Annotated in this window: 22 protein-coding genes and 2 other annotated features; of the genes, 18 read left to right on the top strand and 4 right to left on the bottom strand. The window is 38.0% G+C overall.

Features of this window, described 5'->3' with window-relative positions; genetic code table 11:
* From PQF83_RS12760 to PQF83_RS12735, 6 genes are all read left to right on the top strand, one after another.
* The gene (locus tag PQF83_RS12760; RefSeq protein WP_001266956.1) at positions 1 to 441 is read left to right on the top strand and encodes a D-tyrosyl-tRNA(Tyr) deacylase; all 441 of its coding nucleotides are present in this window, start codon (positions 1 to 3) and stop codon (positions 439 to 441) included.
* A 128-nt stretch (positions 442 to 569) separates the two neighbouring features.
* Complete coding sequence (locus PQF83_RS12755) at positions 570 to 1265, top strand: alpha/beta fold hydrolase (RefSeq protein ID WP_000447389.1); 696 nt, start codon at positions 570 to 572, stop codon at positions 1263 to 1265.
* 264 nt (positions 1266 to 1529) lie between these two features.
* A complete protein-coding gene (locus PQF83_RS12750; RefSeq protein WP_001242605.1) occupies positions 1530 to 1706 on the top strand; it encodes a hypothetical protein in 177 nt (58 codons plus the stop codon).
* 54 nt (positions 1707 to 1760) lie between these two features.
* Positions 1761 to 1991: a binding site (T-box leader), on the top strand.
* Positions 1992 to 2060: 69 nt separating this feature from the next.
* Positions 2061 to 3332, top strand: a complete 1272-nt coding sequence (hisS, locus tag PQF83_RS12745) for a histidine--tRNA ligase (RefSeq protein WP_000027087.1) — start codon at positions 2061 to 2063, stop codon at positions 3330 to 3332.
* A 12-nt stretch (positions 3333 to 3344) separates the two neighbouring features.
* Entirely contained in the window at positions 3345 to 5120 is a 1776-nt protein-coding gene (aspS, locus tag PQF83_RS12740) for an aspartate--tRNA ligase (protein ID WP_000840907.1), read from the top strand.
* A 502-nt stretch (positions 5121 to 5622) separates the two neighbouring features.
* Positions 5623 to 6390, top strand: coding sequence for a tRNA threonylcarbamoyladenosine dehydratase (locus PQF83_RS12735; RefSeq protein WP_000903179.1), 768 nt, complete (start codon positions 5623 to 5625; stop codon positions 6388 to 6390).
* A 454-nt stretch (positions 6391 to 6844) separates the two neighbouring features.
* Here PQF83_RS12735 and PQF83_RS12730 read toward each other — a convergent pair whose 3' ends face one another.
* Both PQF83_RS12730 and PQF83_RS12725 read right to left on the bottom strand, forming a co-directional pair.
* Complete coding sequence (locus PQF83_RS12730; RefSeq protein ID WP_000857699.1) at positions 6845 to 7486, bottom strand: RsfA family transcriptional regulator; 642 nt, start codon at positions 7484 to 7486, stop codon at positions 6845 to 6847.
* A 37-nt stretch (positions 7487 to 7523) separates the two neighbouring features.
* The gene (locus PQF83_RS12725) at positions 7524 to 8810 is read right to left on the bottom strand and encodes a replication-associated recombination protein A (RefSeq protein WP_000812931.1); all 1287 of its coding nucleotides are present in this window, start codon (positions 8808 to 8810) and stop codon (positions 7524 to 7526) included.
* 292 nt (positions 8811 to 9102) lie between these two features.
* Between PQF83_RS12725 and cymR the strand changes: the two genes are divergently transcribed.
* The 7 genes from cymR (at position 9103) to PQF83_RS12690 (ending at position 15496) form a co-directional block, all read left to right on the top strand.
* Positions 9103 to 9519 (top strand): cysteine metabolism transcriptional regulator CymR, encoded by a 417-nt coding sequence (gene cymR, locus PQF83_RS12720; RefSeq protein ID WP_000704116.1) that lies wholly within the window; start codon positions 9103 to 9105, stop codon positions 9517 to 9519.
* Between the two features lie 35 nt (positions 9520 to 9554).
* Positions 9555 to 10700: a cysteine desulfurase family protein gene (locus PQF83_RS12715; protein WP_000439903.1), complete on the top strand. Its 1146-nt coding sequence runs from the start codon at positions 9555 to 9557 to the stop codon at positions 10698 to 10700.
* 16 nt (positions 10701 to 10716) lie between these two features.
* The gene (gene mnmA / locus PQF83_RS12710; RefSeq protein ID WP_001038008.1) at positions 10717 to 11832 is read left to right on the top strand and encodes a tRNA 2-thiouridine(34) synthase MnmA; all 1116 of its coding nucleotides are present in this window, start codon (positions 10717 to 10719) and stop codon (positions 11830 to 11832) included.
* A gap of 109 nt (positions 11833 to 11941) precedes the next feature.
* A complete protein-coding gene (locus PQF83_RS12705; protein WP_000066391.1) occupies positions 11942 to 12601 on the top strand; it encodes a tetratricopeptide repeat protein in 660 nt (219 codons plus the stop codon).
* A 95-nt stretch (positions 12602 to 12696) separates the two neighbouring features.
* Positions 12697 to 15033 (top strand): SF1B family DNA helicase RecD2, encoded by a 2337-nt coding sequence (recD2, locus tag PQF83_RS12700; RefSeq protein ID WP_000528096.1) that lies wholly within the window; start codon positions 12697 to 12699, stop codon positions 15031 to 15033.
* Between the two features lie 127 nt (positions 15034 to 15160).
* Complete coding sequence (locus PQF83_RS12695) at positions 15161 to 15349, top strand: hypothetical protein (protein ID WP_000469281.1); 189 nt, start codon at positions 15161 to 15163, stop codon at positions 15347 to 15349.
* Between the two features lie 18 nt (positions 15350 to 15367).
* Complete coding sequence (locus PQF83_RS12690) at positions 15368 to 15496, top strand: YrzQ family protein (protein ID WP_001053551.1); 129 nt, start codon at positions 15368 to 15370, stop codon at positions 15494 to 15496.
* Positions 15497 to 15532: 36 nt separating this feature from the next.
* Here the strand turns inward: PQF83_RS12690 and PQF83_RS12685 are convergent, their stop codons facing one another.
* The gene (locus tag PQF83_RS12685; RefSeq protein ID WP_000242547.1) at positions 15533 to 15745 is read right to left on the bottom strand and encodes a hypothetical protein; all 213 of its coding nucleotides are present in this window, start codon (positions 15743 to 15745) and stop codon (positions 15533 to 15535) included.
* 175 nt (positions 15746 to 15920) lie between these two features.
* Between PQF83_RS12685 and PQF83_RS12680 the strand changes: the two genes are divergently transcribed.
* Positions 15921 to 16988, top strand: coding sequence for an AI-2E family transporter (locus tag PQF83_RS12680; RefSeq protein ID WP_000793118.1), 1068 nt, complete (start codon positions 15921 to 15923; stop codon positions 16986 to 16988).
* A 38-nt stretch (positions 16989 to 17026) separates the two neighbouring features.
* On the opposite strand, the gene PQF83_RS12675 is transcribed toward PQF83_RS12680, so the two are convergent.
* A complete protein-coding gene (locus PQF83_RS12675; protein ID WP_000209474.1) occupies positions 17027 to 17371 on the bottom strand; it encodes a PH domain-containing protein in 345 nt (114 codons plus the stop codon).
* 222 nt (positions 17372 to 17593) lie between these two features.
* Positions 17594 to 17813 (top strand) — a binding site (T-box leader).
* A 40-nt stretch (positions 17814 to 17853) separates the two neighbouring features.
* Here PQF83_RS12675 and alaS point away from each other — a divergent pair.
* The 4 genes from alaS to PQF83_RS12655 all read left to right on the top strand — a co-directional run bounded on the left by alaS (position 17854) and on the right by PQF83_RS12655 (position 21547).
* The gene (gene alaS, locus PQF83_RS12670; RefSeq protein ID WP_000811836.1) at positions 17854 to 20496 is read left to right on the top strand and encodes an alanine--tRNA ligase; all 2643 of its coding nucleotides are present in this window, start codon (positions 17854 to 17856) and stop codon (positions 20494 to 20496) included.
* Positions 20497 to 20572: 76 nt separating this feature from the next.
* A complete protein-coding gene (locus tag PQF83_RS12665; RefSeq protein ID WP_000348590.1) occupies positions 20573 to 20839 on the top strand; it encodes an IreB family regulatory phosphoprotein in 267 nt (88 codons plus the stop codon).
* Positions 20840 to 20842: 3 nt separating this feature from the next.
* Positions 20843 to 21256, top strand: a complete 414-nt coding sequence (ruvX, locus tag PQF83_RS12660; protein WP_001221191.1) for a Holliday junction resolvase RuvX — start codon at positions 20843 to 20845, stop codon at positions 21254 to 21256.
* Between the two features lie 12 nt (positions 21257 to 21268).
* Positions 21269 to 21547 carry a DUF1292 domain-containing protein gene (locus tag PQF83_RS12655; protein WP_000392247.1) on the top strand — a complete coding sequence of 93 codons (279 nt, stop codon included), beginning with the start codon at positions 21269 to 21271 and terminating at the stop codon, positions 21545 to 21547.
* Positions 21548 to 21689 lie beyond the last annotated feature (142 nt).

Raw genomic sequence — 21689 nt, 5'->3', positions numbered from 1 at the left:
ATGAGAGTTGTTTTACAACGATCAAAAGAAGCGTCTGTCACAGTAGACGGTGAGATCGTAGGACAAATTCCGTTCGGTTTAACATTACTAGTTGGCATTACGCATGAAGATACAGAAAAAGATGCAACTTACATTGCAGAAAAAATTGCGAACTTACGTATTTTTGAAGATGAGAGCGGAAAGATGAACCATTCTGTACTTGATGTAGAAGGACAAGTTCTATCCATTTCGCAATTCACATTATACGGAGATTGCCGCAAGGGAAGACGTCCAAACTTTATGGATGCAGCTAAACCTGACTATGCAGAGCGTTTATATGATTTCTTTAATGAAGAAGTACGTAAGCAAGGGTTGCATGTAGAAACAGGGAAGTTCGGAGCAATGATGGATGTTTCTTTAATCAATGATGGTCCGGTTACCTTAATTGTGGAAAGTAAATAGTGTTGCAAGAAGAGAGGGGATGAGCCCCTCTCTTCTTTTATGGTTTTTAATGGTATATTTTGTTAATTATTGTTATGATAGTTAAGAAAATAAACGATATAATCGGGGGATTATGGGAGGTAAAACTTATGGAAACATTTGTACTCGTTCATGGAGCATGGGATGGCGGTTATGTTTGGAAAAAACTAGCTGAACTTTTAAGGGAAGAGGGTCATAGTGTATATACTCCTACATTAACTGGACTTGGGGAACGAACACATCTTATGCAACCTAATATAGGGTTGAAGACATTTATTCAAGACATTGTTAATACTATTAAATATCAGGGTCTAAAAGATGTAATTTTGGTAGGACATAGTTATTCTGGTATGGTAATTACAGGGGTGGCAGAAGTAATTCCCGAGTTCATTAAGGAGCTAGTATACGTGGATGCAATGCTTCCGGAAGATGGTGATTCTGTTATGGATATTTCTGGACCGGAAATGGCCGCGCATTTTATAGAAGAAGTAAAAGTATACGGGGAGGGATGGCGTGTTCTTCCTAGAAATACAATAGATGAGAGAAAATCAGCGATGCCATTGTTGGCTTTTACACAATCGGTTGAAATAAAAAACTTTAAAGCACAATGTATACCGCATATATACGTAGAAGTAAAGGATAATCCAGAACATTGGCCAATGACGTCTATCTTTTTAGAATCAGCAAAAAAAGCAAGAGATAGAAAATGGGAGGTTTTTTCTATTGAAGTTGGTGGGCATTGGGTAATGGAAACTAATCCAGAGGCATTGGTCCGTATATTGAATCAGAGTGTAGAAGTAATTTAATGTATGCTTTACTTCCTATAGAAGAAATGGCCGCGCAAGTTGTATTACATGTAATGTTAGAAATTCTCGTAATTGGGGTAGGTATTGTATCGTATCGTTATATTATTTGAAGCATCATATGCTAGCAAGTGGACTAGCTCATTGTTATAAATCCAATACTAATGTTTATTTTGAGTCAATAGCTTTTTCGTTTATGTATAACTCTCTAATCAATATGGAACAATAAAAAGTAAAACATCCATATTGAATGTGAGGGATATACGTATGCGTATGAATGAAAAAGGGCATTCTGTTACAAATGGTGCAAATCAACTGTTTAACGTGAATTTTCATGATTTTATTTCAAAAGAGCAAAACAATACTTCAATGGAGCTGGCTTCTGAGTTTGGCATTTCTCTTCAAGATGTAAAGCGTCTAAAGAAGCAGATTGAACGCTCTTAGAGCACTTGACAATCCTACTGAACAAACGTATAGTAATTTTATATTTACATATGAATATAACCTTTGATAGAGAAGAGTAAATGAGACACACATGGAAAGAGAAGAAATGTCTTAGGCTGAAAACATTTCTACATGATGACTGATTGAATGACACTCTAGAGGTTTCAACTTGAACGGCGTATACGCTTAGTAGGGATGAACGCACATTTAAGCGTTATTAAAAAAGTGGAAGCATACGTGCTTCAATTAGGGTGGCACCACGGGTATAATACTCTCGTCCCTACTGTTCAAACAGTAGAGGCGGGAGTTTTTTTATTTTTATTAAGATTAAAACAATTTGAGGAGGAACTGAATATGTCTATTCAAATCCCACGCGGAACGCAAGATATTCTTCCAGGTACTGTTGAGTTATGGCAGTATATCGAAGGGCAAGCACGCGAAATTTGCCGTCGTTACAATTACAAAGAAATTCGTACACCAATTTTTGAACACACTGAGCTATTTTTACGTGGTGTTGGTGATACGACAGATATCGTGCAAAAAGAAATGTACTCATTCCAAGATCGTGGAGAGCGTAGTTTAACATTACGTCCAGAAGGTACTGCACCTGTTGTACGTTCTTACGTTGAAAATAAAATGTTCGGTGACGCAACACAACCGACGAAATTATACTATATCGGCCAAATGTTCCGTTACGAAAGACCACAAGCAGGTCGCTATCGTCAATTCGTACAATTTGGTATTGAAGCAATCGGCAGTAACGATCCTGCAATTGATGCAGAAGTAATTGCACTTGCTGTAGAGTTTTACCGCGGCATGGGCTTAAAAAATATTAAAGTTGTATTAAACAGCTTAGGTGATGCAGCAAGCCGTCAAGCACACCGTGATGCATTAATCGCACACTTTGAGCCACGTATTGGCGAATTCTGTTCTGACTGTCAATCTCGTTTAGAAAAGAACCCTCTTCGTATTTTAGATTGTAAGAAGGACCGTAACCATGAATTAATGGGAACAGCACCATCTATTACAGAATACTTAAACGAAGATTCAGCAGTATACTACGAAAAAGTTCAAGAACTATTAACGATGATGGATGTTCCATTTGAAAAAGATCCGAACTTAGTACGTGGTTTAGACTACTACCAACACACTGTATTTGAAATTATGAGTGAGGCAGAAGGTTTCGGTGCTATTACTACATTAAGCGGTGGTGGACGTTACAACGGACTTGTACAAGAAATTGGTGGACCAGAAATGCCAGGTATCGGTTTTGCGATGAGTATTGAACGTTTAATTATGGCACTAAAAGCTGAAAACATTGAATTGCCAATCGAACATAGCATTGATTGTTACGTTGTAGCGCTTGGTGAAAAAGCAAAAGACCATGCTGCAAAAGTTGCGTTTGATCTTCGTAAAGCTGGATTATCAGTTGAAAAAGATTATTTAGATCGCAAAATGAAGGCACAATTTAAATCAGCAGATCGTCTAAAAGCGAAATTTGTAGCTGTATTAGGGGAAGATGAGTTAGATAAAGGTATCATCAACTTAAAAGATATGGCAACAGGCGAACAAGAAGAAGTAGCATTAGATGTATTTGCTTCATACGTAGCAGAGAAATTAATATAGGGGGAACTTACAGTGGCTGAAAGAACACATGCATGTGGAAAAGTAACAGTAGAAGCAGTTGGACAAACAGTTCAATTAAAAGGTTGGGTACAAAAACGCCGTGATTTAGGTGGATTAATCTTTATCGACTTACGTGACCGTACAGGTATCGTACAAGTTGTATTTAACCCAGAAACATCAAAAGAGGCGCTAGAAGTAGCAGAAACAATTCGTAGCGAATACGTATTACACGTAGAAGGTACAGTTGTTGAGCGTGGTGAAGGCGCAATTAATGACAATATGGCAACTGGTCGTATTGAAGTACAAGCAACGAAAGTAAACGTATTAAATGCAGCGAAAACAACGCCAATCATTATCGCTGATGATACAGATGCATCAGAAGATGTGCGTTTAAAATATCGTTACTTAGACTTACGTCGTCCTGTAATGTTCAATACATTCAAAATGCGTCATGACGTAACAAAAACAATTCGTAACTTCTTAGACACAGAAGAGTTCCTAGAAGTGGAAACACCAATTTTAACGAAGAGCACGCCAGAAGGAGCTCGTGATTATTTAGTACCAAGTCGTGTACATGATGGTGAGTTTTATGCATTACCACAATCTCCACAGCTATTTAAACAGCTTCTTATGGTCGGCGGATTTGAGCGCTACTATCAAGTAGCACGCTGTTTCCGTGATGAAGATTTACGTGCGGACCGTCAGCCAGAATTTACGCAAATCGATATTGAAGCTTCATTCTTAACACAAGAAGAAATTTTAGATATGATGGAGCGCATGATGACGAAAGTTATGAAGGATGCGAAAGGTGTAGAGATTAGTGCACCATTCCCTCGTATGACTTACGCTGATGCAATGGCTCGTTACGGTTCTGATAAGCCAGATACACGCTTTGAAATGGAACTAACAGACTTATCTGAGTTTGCAGCAGGTTGTGGATTTAAAGTATTTACAAGTGCTGTAGAAAGCGGCGGACAAGTAAAAGCAATTAATGCAAAAGGTGCTGCGAACAAATACTCTCGTAAAGACATCGATGCATTAACTGAATTCGTAAAAGTATACGGTGCAAAAGGTTTAGCTTGGCTTAAAGTGGAAGAAGACGGCTTAAAAGGACCGATCGCGAAATTCTTCGGTGAAGAAGATGCAAACGTGTTAATGACTACATTAGAAGCTACTGCTGGTGACTTATTACTATTCGTAGCAGATAAGAAGAGCGTTGTTGCAGATAGCTTAGGTGCACTTCGTTTACGCCTAGGTAAAGAGCTTGAGTTAATTGACGAAAGTAAATTTAACTTCCTATGGGTAACGGATTGGCCGCTTCTTGAGTACGATGAAGATGCAGATCGTTACTTCGCAGCTCACCACCCATTCACAATGCCATTCCGTGAAGATGTTGAGCTATTAGAAACAGCACCAGAAAAAGCACGTGCGCAAGCATATGACCTTGTATTAAACGGTTATGAGCTTGGTGGTGGATCACTTCGTATTTACGAGCGTGATGTACAAGAAAAAATGTTCAAAGCACTTGGATTCTCACAAGAAGAAGCGCAAGAGCAATTCGGATTCTTATTAGAAGCATTCGAATACGGTACGCCACCACACGGTGGTATTGCATTAGGTTTAGACCGTCTTGTTATGTTACTTGCAGGTCGTACGAACCTTCGTGATACAATTGCATTCCCGAAAACAGCAAGCGCAAGCTGCTTATTAACAGAAGCTCCAAGCCCAGTTGCAGAAGCGCAGCTTGAAGAGTTAAACTTAAAATTAAGCTTAAAAGAAGAGAAGTAAGAATAGGGTCTAGATGGTTATACTAATACCATCTAGGCTTTTTTTGAGAGGTTGTTTAAAAAGTCCGGTTCAGATAACTGTCGCATCTCGTCGTTACGTATGCTAGTCTGGTGCTCGAGTAGTAAAGCTACACTGCGCTCCTCCTAGCATACATGCCTCGATCTGCTCGGTTATCTGAATCCTCCTTTTTAAACGTGTATTGGAAGGTTGTTTAAAAAGTCCGGTTCAGATAACTGTCGCATCTCATCGTTGCTTTGCCAGTCCGGTGCTCGAGTAGTAAAGCTACACTGCGCTCCTCCTGGCTTCAGCGCCTCAATCTGCTCGGTTCTCTAAATCCTCCTTTTTAAACGTGTATTTAGGAAGAAATAAAATCCCGGTTTACACTATGTTTTTATTTTCGAAATATGTATTTTTAGGAATTCTATAACTTTTTCTATACAAATAGTCGGAAAAACGCTAGAATACATGGTAGACCATTTTTGTAATAGGAGTGTAGAGCTGAATGTTACATCAATTTTCACGTAATGAATTAGCCTTCGGTAAAGAAGGACTTGAAATATTAAAAAATAGTACAGTCGGTATTTTAGGAATTGGCGGCGTAGGTTCTTTTGCAGCTGAAGCGTTAGCACGTTCTGGAGTTGGGCGTCTCGTATTAGTAGATAAAGATGTTGTAGATATTACAAACGTAAACCGTCAAATTCACGCTTTAGTATCTACTGTAGGACGTTCAAAAGTAGAATTAATGAAAGAGCGTATTGCAGACATTAACCCAGAGTGTGAAGTAATTGGACTAGAAATGTTTTACACAGATGAAACATATGAAGAGTTCTTTAAGTACGGTTTAGACTTTGTAGTGGATGCATCTGATACGATTACGTTCAAAATTCATTTAATTAAACAATGTTTACGTCGTAAAATTAAAATTATCTCAAGTATGGGTGCAGCAAATAAAATGGACCCAACTCGTTTCCGTATTGCGGACATCTCTAAAACACATACAGATCCAATTGCGAAAGTCATTCGTACGAAGCTTCGTAAAGAGGGCATTAAAAAAGGTGTAAAAGTTGTCTTCTCTGACGAAAATCCAATCGTAATTCGTGAAGAGGTACGTAAAGAAATTGTACCAGACGAAAATGCAAAAATTCGTAAAGCGAAATTACCACCTTCATCAAATGCATTCGTACCATCTGTGGCAGGCTTAATTATGGCAAGTCACGTTGTACGTGAACGTATTAAAAACGTAGAAGTGAAGCGTGTAGGGCAAGAATAAAGTGAAAGTATATATCCATTTTTGGATATATGCTTTTTTAGATGTGCTAAAGAAATAGGGGTATTTGCATTGCTACTAGTTCAAATGCAAGCAAGGTCAGTAAGTAATAATCATATTTGTCTGATTTATAACCTGAGGTCTTTTTTAAACTGTGAATGGTAAAAAGGCCTAACGTTAGAACGAGAATACCGAGTGTTATTTTGAAGGCTACTAATGAAATGGCAATCAGCTCCTTTCAATCGTATATGTTTATAGTAACATTTAAGTAAAAAATATCCAGTTGATTCAGGGAGTTCTTTGTATAGCGGGTTTGCTTATTTTGTAAATATTTGTCGGTAAATCGATATTCCTTGTCGAATAGTCGATATAATTTCATTTACCAATATGCTATCCACCGAAGAGACAAAAAAAGGATGTCACTTAGCCGGAAAATTGGGCTAGGTGACATCCTTTTTTAATTCTCTGCAGAATAAATAATATCTAAATTTCCATTTTGATCTGTCTTGAAAATGGGAGCGATCTGCTCTTCTTGTTCTTCAACTGAAACGAGTTTTCGAGCACGATCCATAATTCTAACGAGCATTGCATAATCTTCTTCGATTGCTTGTTGTTTTTTTGTGAGTGCGGCTAATTTAGTTTCAAGCTCATCATTCGTTTTTTGCAAGGAAGTGAGCTGAGTTTGTAATACTTCATTTTCAGTTTGTAACTTTGCGAGTGAAGGATTATTGTGCTCTAAGTTTTGCAAAAACGAGATGACATTTTGCATTGTAAGTTCTTGTTTACTTGGTACAATATCTTCTGAAAACTCAGCATCGATTACGAGTTGTTTCGTTTTTGTGAACTGATCTTTTTCTATTTTAGCTTCAGAACGCTTTAATTCTTTACGTTGTTTTTTCGCAAGCTGCACCGCATCTTCATAATTCGGTCTTACTTCAGCATTCCATCTAAAACCGCAAGCTGCGGAAGTGCGGTTTAAAGCATCGCCGACTTCATCGAATGCTTTTATTTGTGTACTGCCGCTGCGAATATGTCGTAAAACAGTTTCCGCTAAAAGGAGATCGTCTTCTTTTGTCCATGCATCTTGACGTGTTTTCATAAGCGAAGCCTCCATAATGGTGACGTTTTCGCTTATGTTACCCTTTATTTTTCGTTTTATTCGAACTTTGTAATCTTTCATATACAGTAGAAAGTGCTTGCTCAAATTTCCCTGTCGTTTTCGGTTTATAATATTGTTTGTTTTTTATTTTATCAGGTAAGTATTGTTGCGGTACCCAACCATTTGGATGGTCGTGTGGATATAAGTATCCAATGCCTCTTCCAAGTGCCTCTGCGCCTTTGTAATGACTATCTTTTAAATGACTTGGAATATCGCCTGTTTGACCGTTCCGTAAATCGTGTAAGGCAGCGTCAAGTGCTTTATAAGCTGAGTTTGATTTTGGTGATAGGCAAAGCTCAATAACGGCATTTGCAAGTGGTATGCGTGCTTCTGGGAATCCAACTCGTTCCGCTGATTCTATAGCTGCTAGCGTACGCGGTCCAGCTTGCGGGCTAGCAAGTCCAATATCTTCATATGCCATAATAAGAAGACGTCTACCGATGCTTTGTAGGTCACCAGCTTCAATAAGACGTGCTAAATAGTGAAGTGCTGCATTTACATCACTTCCGCGCACCGATTTTTGAAATGCCGATAATACGTCATAATGAGCATCTCCGCCTTTGTCATGAACGAAGCTCTTTTTTTGTAAGCATTCTTCGGCGATTTCTAGCGTAATTTCCGCAGCTTTGTCATCAGTTGTAAAGCTAGATAAAACAGCTAGTTCCAGTGCATTATAAGCGGAACGCATATCTCCGCCTGATGCATTTGCGAAGTGATGTAATGCTTCAGGCGTAACAGTTACATCATATTCCCCAAGACCTTTTTCTTTATCTTCAAGTGCTCGTTTTAAGCCAATTAAAAGATCATCTTCTGTTAATGCGTGTAATTCGAAGATTTGACACCGACTTCGAATAGCAGAATTAATAGCATGGAACGGATTACTCGTCGTCGCACCAATTAAGGTAAGGAGTCCACTTTCTAAATGAGGTAATAGAAAATCCTGTTTTGCTTTATCTAGACGGTGTACTTCATCTAAAATTAAAACGAGGTGTCGATGCATCTTTGCCTCTTGTACGACAACTTCCATATCTTTTTTATTATGAGTAACAGCGTTTAATAGGCGAAAAGGGGTTCCGGTACTTCCTGCAATTGCGCTCGCGATGGATGTTTTTCCAGTGCCTGGAGGGCCATATAAAATCATAGATTGAAAATGATTTGCTTGGACCATTCGCCATAAAATTTTTCCTTCACCAACTAAATGTTGTTGTCCGATAATTTCTTGAATATTTGTAGGGCGCATTCGATGTGCGAGTGGTTGTTTCATTTTTACCGTCTCCCTTAATGTATAATCTCTTTCTATCGTATCATTTTTTTTAGTGGAATTTGAAATAGGATGCTGTTTTGTGGGAAAAATGAATATGAATATTTTCATTTTTCTTTCAATTGTAATAATTTCCGAGTTTTTCAATGTGATTTTATGTTATCATTTTGATACACAAGTTGAAATTTCTTATAATACTATATTATGCTATAATTTCATAGGATTTTAAATTGTGTTCTTTTACAAATAAGATATAACCAATAGAAGTGAAAATTTGAAAAGAGGTGCAAAATAGATGAAGATTTCAACGAAAGGCCGCTACGGCTTAACAATTATGATCGATCTTGCAAAAAAGTTTGGTGAAGGTCCGATTTCATTAAAATCAATTGCGCAGGCACATGACTTATCTGAGCATTACTTAGAGCAATTAATTTCACCACTTCGTAACGCGCGTCTAGTAAAGAGTACACGCGGGGCATATGGCGGATATGTATTATCAGATCAGCCGGCTAATATTACAGCTGGGGATGTAATCCGTGTATTAGAGGGTCCGATTAGTGTTGTAGAAATGATAGAAGAAGAAGAACCAGCACAACGCCAATTATGGATGCGTGTTCGTGATGCGGTGCAAGAAGTGTTAGATAGTACAACGTTAGAAGATTTAGTACGTTATGAGGAAGAAAATCACGGGGGCTATATGTTTTACATTTAATTCCTTGTGAAACGATTTGGAAAGAAGGAGATTTAATGGAACGCATTTACTTAGATCATGCTGCGACATCTCCGACTCACCCAGAAGTGGTCGAAAAGATGATTCCATATATGACAGAAACATTCGGAAACCCGTCTAGTATTCACTTTTATGGACGTCAAACGCGCCATGCAGTAGATGAGGCGAGACGCGCATGTGCACGTAGCATTCATGCGAATCCGAATGAAATTATATTTACGAGCGGTGGTACGGAAGCTGATAATTTAGCGCTTATCGGTGTAGCGCGTGCGAACCGTCATAAAGGTAACCATATTATAACGACACAAATTGAACATCATGCAATTTTGCATACGTGTGAATTGTTAGAGCGTGAAGGATTTGAAGTGACATATTTACCTGTTGATGAAACAGGACGCGTTCAAGTTTCTGACATACAAAAGGCATTAACAGAAGAGACAATTCTTGTATCTATTATGTTTGGGAATAATGAAGTTGGGACGATGCAACCAATTGCGGAAATAGGTAAGCTGCTAAAAGAGCATCAAGCTTATTTCCATACAGATGCGGTACAAGCTTACGGTTTAGTAGAAATTGATGTGAAAGAGTTTTGTATTGATTTATTATCAATTTCGGCTCATAAAATTAACGGGCCAAAAGGTGTCGGGTTCTTATACGCTGGTGCAAATGTGAAATTTGAACCGTTATTAATAGGTGGGGAGCAAGAAAGAAAACGCCGTGCTGGTACGGAAAATGTGCCGAGCATCGTTGGGTTGCAACATGCAATTTTGCTAGCTGAAAAAACTCGTGAGCAAAAAAATGCCCAATATGAAGAGTTTAAAGATATAATGGTATCTGTCTTCAAAAATGAAGACATTACTTTCGAGGTAAACGGAAACTTAGAATATCGCTTACCACATGTGCTTAATATTAGTTTTACAGGAATGAACATTGAACCGTTTCTTGTGAACTTAGACTTAGCTGGCATTGCAGTATCAAGTGGTTCGGCTTGTACAGCTGGTTCAATTGATCCATCACATGTATTAGTGGCGATGTTCGGAAAAGACTCCGATCAAATACGTTCATCCGTACGTTTTAGTTTCGGACTTGGAAATACGAAAGAGCAAGTTGAGAAAGCGGCGTACGAAACAGTGAAAATCGTGAAGCGATTAACACAAAATTAGCATGGGAGGTGACATGATGAACAAACTACCTCACGAAACACGCGTTGTCATCGGGATGTCCGGTGGCGTCGATTCATCTGTAGCGGCTCTTTTATTAAAAGAGCAAGGTTATGATGTAATCGGAATTTTTATGAAAAACTGGGATGATACAGATGAGAATGGTGTCTGCACAGCAACAGAAGATTACAATGATGTAATCGAAGTGTGTAACCAAATTGGTATTCCGTATTATGCAGTAAACTTTGAAAAACAATACTGGGATAAAGTATTTACGTACTTCTTAGATGAATACCGAGCTGGTCGTACACCAAACCCAGATGTAATGTGTAATAAAGAAATTAAATTTAAAGCATTTTTAGAGCATGCCATTGCGCTCGGTGCTGATTATGTAGCGACAGGTCATTATGCACGCGTTGCTTATATGGACGGCGAATATAAAATGCTTCGCGGCGTTGATGACAATAAAGACCAAACGTATTTCTTAAATCAATTAAGCCAAGAGCAATTATCAAAAACAATGTTCCCGCTTGGTGAACTGAAGAAACCACAAATTCGTGAAATGGCGAAAGAAGCTGGTTTAGCGACAGCGGCGAAGAAAGATAGTACTGGTATTTGCTTCATTGGTGAGCGTAACTTTAAAGATTTCTTAAGTAACTATTTACCAGCACAACCAGGTGTGATGCAAACGTTATCTGGCGAAGTGAAAGGAAAGCATGACGGTTTAATGTACTACACAATTGGACAACGTCATGGCCTTGGTATTGGTGGTAACGGTGATCCGTGGTTTGCTGTTGGGAAAAACTTGAAAGAAAACATTTTATATGTTGATCAAGGATTCCATAACGAACTTCTATATGGCGACGAAGTTATTGCTACAAATGTTGGCTGGGTAAGTAATAAAGCGAAAGAGAAAGAATTTAAGTGCACAGCGAAATTCCGTTATCGTCAAGAAGACAATAAAGTAACGGTTCAAATCGTTGATGAAAATACAGTTCGTATTCTTTGTGACGAGCCAATTCGTGCAATTACACCAGGACAAGCAGTTGTTTTCTATGATGGAGATGAGTGTTTGGGCGGTGCTACAATTGATGAAGTGTACCGTAGCGGTAAGAAATTGGATTATTTAGGATAAAAGAGAAGCCTCTACCGATTCGCGGTTAGAGGTTTCTTTTACATAAGGCGAATTTTCGTTCGCTTGGAAAATACATTCTTTGTTATAATTTGTTGTAGAGGTGAAGGACATGTCAAACAAACTTGAAACAGGTATTCAATATATGCAAGAAGGAAACTGGGAAGAAGCTGCTAAAAATTTCACAGAAGCAATCGAAGAAAATCCGAAAGATGCGCTTGGATATATTAATTTTGCAAACTTATTAGATGTACTAGGTGACAGTGAGAGAGCAATTTTATTTTATAAACGTGCATTGGAGTTAGATGATAAATCTGCGGCTGCTTATTATGGATTAGGAAACGTATATTACGGTCAAGAGCAATTTGCAGAGGCGAAAGCTGTATTTGAACAAGCGATGCAAGCTGGATTACAATCAGCTGATGTAACGTTTATGTTAGGTATTACACATGTGCAACTTGGAAATGATCGTCTTGCACTGCCGTTTTTACAAAGAGCAACAGAATTAGATGAAAACGATGTAGAAGCTTTGTTCCAGTGCGGACTTTGCTTTGCACGACTAGAACATATTCAAGAGGCGAAACCTTATTTTGAAAAGGTATTAGAAATGGATGAAGAGCATGCAGATGCGTATTATAATTTAGGTGTTGCCTACGTATTTGAGGAAAAAAATGAGAAGGCTCTCGCTTTATTTAAGAAAGCAACTGAAATTCAGCCAGATCACTTTTTAGCGGGTAATGGTGTTCGTTTATTAGAGCAAGAAGCTGAATAAGAAAAATGTAGTTTAATGGGTAGTTATCCCTCATCTAAATAGGTGGGGGATGTACTGCTCATTAAAGTGAAACGAAACCGGAAAGGAGAGGAAAGATGGGAAATCAACATGCAATGAATTTGTTTGAGGAAGAGAAAAAGTTTATAAAAGCGCAAGTTCTTCATACCATTTTCCACAACGAAGAAAACCTCTATTCCGTTGTCAGTATGAAAGTCATTGAAACGAATGAAACGTACGACGAAAAAAAAGTGATGATAAACGGTCATTTTCCCCGCATGCATGAAGATGAAGTGTTTACGTTGACAGGTCATTTTAAAGACCATCCGAAGTATGGGAAACAATATTTAGTTGAAACGTTTAAGAAAGAATTGCCGCAAACAAAAGCCGGTATGGTGCAATATTTAGCGAGTGATTTATTTAAAGGGATAGGAAAGCGTACAGCTGAAAAAATTGTGGACCATCTGGGGGAACATGCTATTTCTAAAATTATGGATGATCCTGAGGCTTTAAATGGTGTTGTCAACAAGCAAAAAGCACAAGAAATTTATGAGACAATTGTTGAACATCAAGGATTAGAGAAAGTAATGAGCTTTTTAAATGGCTACGGTTTTGGAACGAAGCTTTCTATTAAGATTTATCAGCAATATAAAGAGATGACATTAGAAGTAATTCGTAATAACCCGTACCAACTTATTGAAGAAGTGGACGGAATTGGTTTTGGAAGAGCGGATGATATAGGGCGTGCGTTAGGGATATCGGGTAATCACGACGACCGTGTACGCGCAGGATGTTTTTACACGTTAGAGAATGTCTCATTACAACTTGGTCACGTTTATATGAGGAAAGACCAACTTGTAAGAGAAACGATGTCGCTTTTAAACAATCAAGAAGGAAGAGTGACTGAGGAAGATATTGTAGGCTGTATTGAAACGATGCAAAGTGAAGGGAAAGTCATCATAGAAGAAGAGCGAGTGTATTTAGCAACGTTATTCTACTCTGAAAAAGGTGTTGTAAAGTCCATTCGCAGGCTTATGAATCAAGAAGAAACACCTTCATTTCCAGAGGCAGAAGTGTTAAAAACATTAGGTGAAATTGAAGAACAACTGAACGTACAATATGCACCGTTTCAGCAAGAAGCAATTCAAACGGCACTTCATAAACCGATGATGTTATTGACAGGTGGACCAGGAACAGGGAAAACAACAGTTATTAAAGGAATTGTTGAAATGTATGCGTCACTTCACGGGCTATCGTTAAATCCGAATGAATATAGTGATGATAATCCATTTCCGATATTATTAACGGCTCCAACAGGAAGGGCAGCGAAGCGAATGAGTGAATCAACAGGGCTTCCAGCTTGTACAATTCACCGTTTACTTGGCTGGACGCCCGAAGGGTCTTTCCAACGGAATGAAACAGATCCGGTACAAGGGAAATTACTCATTATTGATGAATTTTCAATGGTTGATATTTGGCTTGCAAATCAGCTGTTTAAGTCATTGCCGACTAACATTCAAGTTATCGTTGTAGGCGATGAAGATCAATTACCATCTGTAGGACCTGGACAAGTATTAAAAGATTTATTGAATGCAGGTGCAGTTCCAACAGTAAAGCTTACTGAGATTTATCGTCAAGCGGAAGGTTCATCAGTAATTCAACTTGCCCATGCGATAAAAAATGGAACGCTCCCACCAGATTTAGCGCAAAACCAAAAAGATCGTTCATTTATCGGTTGTACAGGAGCTCAAATTGTTGAGGTTGTTAAGAAGGTTTGTGAGAATGCGAAGACAAAAGGGTTTAGCGCAAGAGATGTACAAGTATTGGCCCCGATGTATCGTGGACCGGCGGGTATTAATGTACTAAACGAAGCGTTGCAAGAAGTGTTTAATCCGAAAAGGGAAAAGAGTAAAGAAATTGCTTACGGTGATGTTGTATACCGAAGAGGCGATAAAGTCTTGCAACTCGTTAATCAGCCGGAGAGTCAAGTTTTTAATGGTGATATCGGAGAAATTGTTTCGGTGTTTTATGCGAAAGAAAACGTTGAGCAACAAGATATGATTATCGTTTCATTTGATGGAATTGAGGTAACATATACAAAACCAGATTTAAATCAAATTACACATGCGTATTGTTGTTCCATTCATAAATCGCAAGGTAGTGAGTTTCCGATTGTAATTATGCCGATAGTAAAAAGTTATAATCGTATGTTACGTCGTAATTTAATTTATACTGGTATTACAAGAAGTAAGAAGTTCCTTATTATTTGCGGGGAGGAAGCTGCTTTTCAGTCTGGTGTAAATCGCCTTGATGATGCAATGCGTCAAACGACTTTAGCTAGCCGATTGCAAGAATCACAAGGAGAAGTACAGATGGTAACGGTTAATGGCGAAGAAATGGACGTGGAAAACATTTCACCGTATGATTTCATGTAACAAGGTGAAATTATATAGTGAAACTTTCAAACGTATAACGTTGAAAGGCTCCAGCAATGTATAAATGAATGCAGTTTGGAAATAATGGCGAATAGAATCCGGGAGACTGTAAGGAGATGAACGCCATATGTTTATTTGTCCAAATTGCAAAGGAAAAGACATTGGGAAAATAGGTGTCAACCAATTTTATTGCTGGAATTGTTATATCGAATTATCGGTTTCAAAGGGGAAAATCCATACGCATCAAGTAGAAGAAGATGGTTCGTTAAGTTCTCTTGATGATTTATTTGATGAGAATGAAAGAACGATCGGATAACGAAAAGGGGGATTTACTTTGAATCTACGCAATTCATTAATCGCATTAGGTGTTGGAGCGGCAGCATATCAATATGCTCGCAAACAAGATTTCTTTTCAAAACGCAATATGAAAAAAGCACGTAAGATGATTAAATCTTATTTATAAGCGTAAAAAACTCCCTTCATCAACAAGGGAGTTTTTTTATGCATTTGTATGCAAATATAAAAGTCCAATTTCAGAGAAGAGATAAGATAGGCCGTAACATCCAACGCCAAGCATGCCGTAATGAAATAATTGCTTCGCCCTTTCTTTTCGTGAGGAACGAACAAAGAAGCCTTTCCAAATACCAAACCCGATACAAATCCATTCAAGAATCATAAAAAGTGCAGATAATATGAGCATAAATAAAACCATTATGAGCCCTCCTGATTATATTGTTTCATGCCGCGTTCTCAGGGGTGGTTGTTCTTGTTATGTATATATATGTGCGTCTTTACAAAACAGTATGGTCTGCACGAAAAGATTTTAAAACTTTTGCACATAACCTACCCTATTTATTTTCACAATAAAGGTGGAGGAGGTTTTTCGTGTGAAGAATCTTAAAATCATTTGGATATACCGTTTAGGATTATTGTTACTTGTCTTTCTTTGTTTGCTCGTCTTTTTAAAAATTAAGCCGCTATGGGCACCGATTATTTTTGTATGTAAAGTGGCCATTACACCGTTCCTTATTGCATGTTTCATTGCGTATTTATTGCATCCTTTAATTGAAAAAATTCATAAGGAAGGGATGCCGCGTACACTCGCTATTTTGCTTATTTACATCCTTTTCTTTGGCGGGATTGGTTATGGAATTTATAAAGGAACGCCGGTTGTGATTAAGCAATTACAAGAAATCAATGAACAATTCCCGCAGTTTACAAAAATGTATGATTCTTGGATGGATGGTGTTACAGAACAAACAGCGAATTTCCCGTCATTTATTCATGAAAAGGTGAAACAAATTTTTGTCGGAGTAGAGACGAAGATACAAGCACTTTTAAATAAAGTGATGAGCACAGCTCGTGGTGTACTAGATTCGTTACTCATTATTTTCTTAATTCCGTTCATTGTATTTTACATATTAAAAGATTACGGCGAGTTTTATCATATCTTTTGGAAACTAGTTCCGAGTAAGTGGCGTAGTACGGGGCAAATGCTGGCGAAAGAAATTGATAAGTCACTTGGAAGTTATATTCGCGGACAGTTATTCGTTTGTTTAGTATTAGGGGGAGTATCGGTTCTTTCTTTTTGGTTTATCGGTATGAAATATCCATTATTACTTGGCATCATCATCGGGATAACAGATATAATCCCATACTTTGGCCCTATTTTAGGAGCGATTCCAGCGTTGATGATTGCAGCAACGGTATCAACAAGTTTACTCATTAAAGCGGGGATTACGATTGCTATTTTGCAATTCGTAGAAAGTAACATTTTATCCCCTTACATCGTTGGTAAGTCGCTTCGCATGCATCCTGTCATTATTATGCTTGCACTACTAGTTGGGGGAGAAGTGGCAGGAATTGTAGGGTTATTAATATCAGTTCCTGTTTTAGCGGTCATTCGCACAGTGATCGTTCATGTAAGGCCCCTTTGGAAAAAAGAAGATGTGTAATAGGAAGGCCCTCTCCTTATAAAAGTAGAGGGCTATCATTATTTAGAGAGTTGCTCGTTTATTTTTTGAACGAGAGAGCTTACATCATTTGTTTGAATATGTTTTATTTTTTTCCATTCATTATCATACATAAATACAATTTGATTGCTGAAAAGCCGCTTTTGTTCTTTTAAATTTGAAATTTTTGTGAAAGCGTACTCTTCAAATAAAGGGTTCTTACTTACATCTGGTCCATAAAAGAAGAGCCGTTTGTCTGTTAAAATTAGCAATCCTGGCCTTGCGACGGAACGATAAATAAATATGTCTAGTGAACAGGCTACGTAAAACAATATTGTTTCATCAGTCGTTAACATATTTTTAGCTTTGTTCAATAAGGTTGTCATTATAATCGCTCCTTTATTATTAATAATTCAATTATAACAAAAATAAAATATTCAGAAAAGTGCGTGGGAGTAGTACAATTTGTTAATACATGCATAATATATGAAAAGGCTGTTAAGAATGAATAGTAGAATAGCTATGATTAATAAGTAATTGATATAATATAAATGATTATCTACATTGACAAACTTAAGAGAATTCTATTATATTTAGTCATATAATACATTAAATCAATGACGGAACAAGTACGTTACAGTCCATTTATAGAGAGAAGCTTCCATATGGCTGAAAGAAGCTTTAAATGAAGGGTAACAGAAAGCTAATCCTGAGAGCAGCTAATCACTGCCGTCTTGCCACGTTACGGCACCATGAGGTGATGAATTGATTCGTATAGCAATCAATTCATAATTAGGGTGGTATCGCGAGTTAACTCTCGTCCCTTTTATAGGGGCGGGAGTTTTTTATATTTAAGGAGGAAAATACAATGAAACAACTAACAGGCGCACAAATTCGTCAAATGTTTTTAGACTTTTTCCAAGAAAAAGGACATGCAGTAGAACCTAGTGCATCACTAGTTCCACATGAAGATCCATCTCTTCTATGGATTAACAGTGGTGTAGCAACATTAAAAAAATATTTTGATGGACGTGTAATCCCGCAAAATCCACGTATTACAAATGCTCAAAAATCAATTCGTACAAACGATATTGAAAACGTAGGGAAAACAGCTCGTCACCATACATTCTTTGAAATGTTAGGAAACTTCTCAATCGGTGATTACTTCAAAGAAGAAGCAATTACATGGGCTTGGGAATTTTTAACGAGCGACAAATGGATCGGATTCGATAAAGAATTACTATCCGTTACAATCCATCCAGAAGATGAAGAAGCATTCACAATTTGGAATGAGAAAATGGGCGTTCCAAAAGAGCGCATCATCCGCTTAGAAGAAAACTTCTGGGATATCGGTGAAGGACCAAGTGGACCGAATACAGAGATTTTCTATGACCGCGGAGAAGCGTACGGTAATGACTTTAGTGACCCAGAATTATATCCAGGCGGAGAAAACGAGCGTTACTTAGAAGTATGGAACCTTGTATTCTCTCAATTTAACCATAATCCAGACGGTTCATATACACCACTTCCTAAGAAAAACATCGATACAGGGATGGGTCTAGAGCGTATGACATCTATCGTTCAAGATGTGCCTACAAACTTTGACACAGACTTATTCATGCCAATGATTGGTGCAACAGAAACAATCTCTGGTGAGAAATATCGTAATGGTGACTTAGAAAAAGATATGGCGTTTAAAGTAATTGCTGACCATATCCGTACAGTAACATTCGCTGTTGGTGACGGTGCTCTTCCATCTAACGAAGGCCGTGGTTATGTATTACGTCGTTTATTACGCCGTGCGGTTCGTTATTCGAAGAAATTAAACATCAACCGTCCATTCATGTTTGAATTAGTACCGGTTGTTGGAGAAGTAATGAAAGACTTCTATCCAGAAGTACTTGAAAAGAAAGATTTCATTGCAAAAGTTGTGAAAAATGAAGAAGAGCGTTTCCACGAAACACTTCATGATGGTGAAGCAATTTTAGCTGAAGTTATCGCAAAAGCGAAAGAAGAAAAAACAACGGTTATTTCTGGAGTAGATGCGTTCCGTCTATATGACACATACGGTTTCCCAATTGAATTAACAGAAGAATATGCAGAAGAAGCTGGTATGACTGTTGATCATGAAGGTTTTGAAAATGAAATGGAAAAACAACGTGAGCGCGCACGTGCTGCTCGTCAAGATGTTGATTCTATGCAAGTTCAAGGCGGTGTCCTTGGAGAAGTGAAAGTAGCGAGCGAGTTCGTTGGTTACGGTACAGTTGCAACAGAAAGTAATGTTGTTGCACTTGTGAAAAACGGTGAATACACAGACAGCTTACAAGTTGGTGAAGAAGGACAATTAATGCTTGATGTAACACCATTCTATGCTGAGAGCGGTGGACAAATTGCAGACCGTGGTTATCTTCTTGCTGATGGCGTGAAAGTTCTTGTAAAAGACGTACAAAAAGCACCAAACGGCCAAAACTTGCACAAAGTTGTAGTTGAAGAAGGTACATTAACGAAAGATGCGGCTGTAAAAGCTATTATCGATACGAAAAACCGTAGTAGCGTTGTGAAGAACCATACAGCAACTCACTTACTACACCAAGCATTAAAAGACGTACTTGGAACACATGTTAACCAAGCAGGTTCTCTTGTAACTTCTGAACGTCTACGCTTTGACTTCTCTCACTTTGGTCAAGTACAAGCTGACGAATTAGAAAAAATTGAGCGTATCGTAAACGAGAAAATTTGGGAAAGTATTGATGTTGAGATTTCTCAAAAAGCAATTGAAGAAGCGAAAGAAATGGGCGCAATGGCATTATTCGGTGAAAAATACGGTGATGTTGTACGCGTTGTACAAGTTGGCGATTACAGCTTAGAGCTTTGTGGTGGTTGTCACGTTGATAATACAGCTTCTATCGGTATTTTCAAAATCGTTGCTGAGTCTGGTATCGGTGCAGGAACTCGTCGTATTGAAGCAGTAACTGGTAAGTCTGCTTATGAATTAATGAACGATCAAGTAGGTTTATTAAAAGAAGCAGCTGGAAAAATGAAAACAAATCCAAAAGACATTTTAACAAGAGTTGATGGTCTATTTGCTGAAGTGAAACAATTGCAAAAAGAAAATGAATCTCTTGCTGCGAAATTAAGCAATATCGAAGCTGGAAACTTAACGGATTCTGTAATGACAGTTGATGGCGTGAACGTATTAGCAGCGAAAGTAAATGTTGCAGATATGAATAACTTACGTACGATGATGGATGATCTGAAGAATAAATTAGAATCTGCGGTTGTCGTATTAGCGTCTGTAAATGATGACAAAGTAAACATCTTAGCTGGCGTAACGAAAGATTTAATTAGCCAAGGTTACCATGCTGGTAAACTTGTGAAAGAAGTAGCTTCTCGTTGTGGCGGTGGCGGTGGTGGCCGTCCTGATATGGCACAAGCAGGCGGTAAAAACCCAGCGCAAGTTGAGGAAGCTTTAGCATTTGTACAAGAGTACGTTAAATCTGTTTCAAAATAAAGAGATAGTAGTGTACAATGGTAGGGAGAGGAGAAGTTCTTCTCCCTATACTTACTATATAAGTGAGGTGCTTGAAATGGACGGTTTTGATAAAACAATGAAGTTTAGCATTCAAGATGAAAAACAGAGTGTCCATGTAAATGATGTACTTTTAACTGTGTATGATGCACTTCAAGAAAAAGGCTATAATCCGATTAACCAAATCGTCGGTTATTTATTAAGTGGAGACCCAGCATACATACCTCGCCATAAAGATGCACGTAGCATCATTCGCAAGCTTGAACGTGATGAATTAATTGAAGAGCTTGTGAAGTCTTACTTGAAACATCATCGTGAGGAGTAGTTTATGCGGATATTAGGTTTAGATGTAGGTACAAAAACAGTCGGAGTTGCAATTAGCGACGAAATGGGCTGGACAGCACAAGGGTTAGAAACAATTAAGATTAACGAAGAACGAGGTCACTTTGGTTTTGATCGTATTTCTGAGTTAGTAAAGCAGTATGATGTGGACAAGATAGTAGTAGGTTTACCTAAAAATATGAATGGTACAATTGGCCCGCGTGGTGAAGCGTGCCAACAATTTGCAGAAAACCTACGAGAGCTGTTACAATTAGACGTTGTAATGTGGGACGAGCGTTTGTCAACGATGGCAGCGGAACGTCTACTCATTTCAGCCGATGTAAGCCGTAAGAAGCGAAAGCAAGTAATTGATAAGATGGCTGCAGTCGTAATCTTACAAGGATTTTTAGATAGTAAATAAGAGGTGACCAAAATGGAAGAAAATCAAATTACAATTGTAGACGAAAAAGGTAACGAACATTTATGTGAAATTATTTTCACTTTTGACGCTGAAAAATTTGGCAAAAAATCATACGTAGTCTTCTCTCCAATCGGTGAAGTAGACGAAGATGGAGACCAAATTTACGATGCAATGGCTTATGAGCAAAATGAAGAAGAGGGCGGAACTTTACTTCCAATCGAATCTGAAGAAGAGTGGGAAATGGTACAAGAAATGTTCAACACTCTAGCTGATGAGCAAGAAGCTGAATAATAAGTACTGAAAAGGTGGACGATATATAGTCCACCTTTTTTTATATGTAAAATGAAAGATTTTTTGTCGAAACTGCGTAATCCTTTGTAGTATAATGAGACGGATTGTAGAAAAATAAAGTATCTGTCAAAATGATAGGTAA

This window comes from Bacillus sp. FF-1, assembly GCF_028548245.1.
GTDB classification, from domain to species: Bacteria; Bacillota; Bacilli; order Bacillales; family Bacillaceae_G; genus Bacillus_A; species Bacillus_A paranthracis.
Note: the sequence above shows the minus strand (reverse complement) of the source record. Positions and strands in the feature narration are given on the sequence as shown.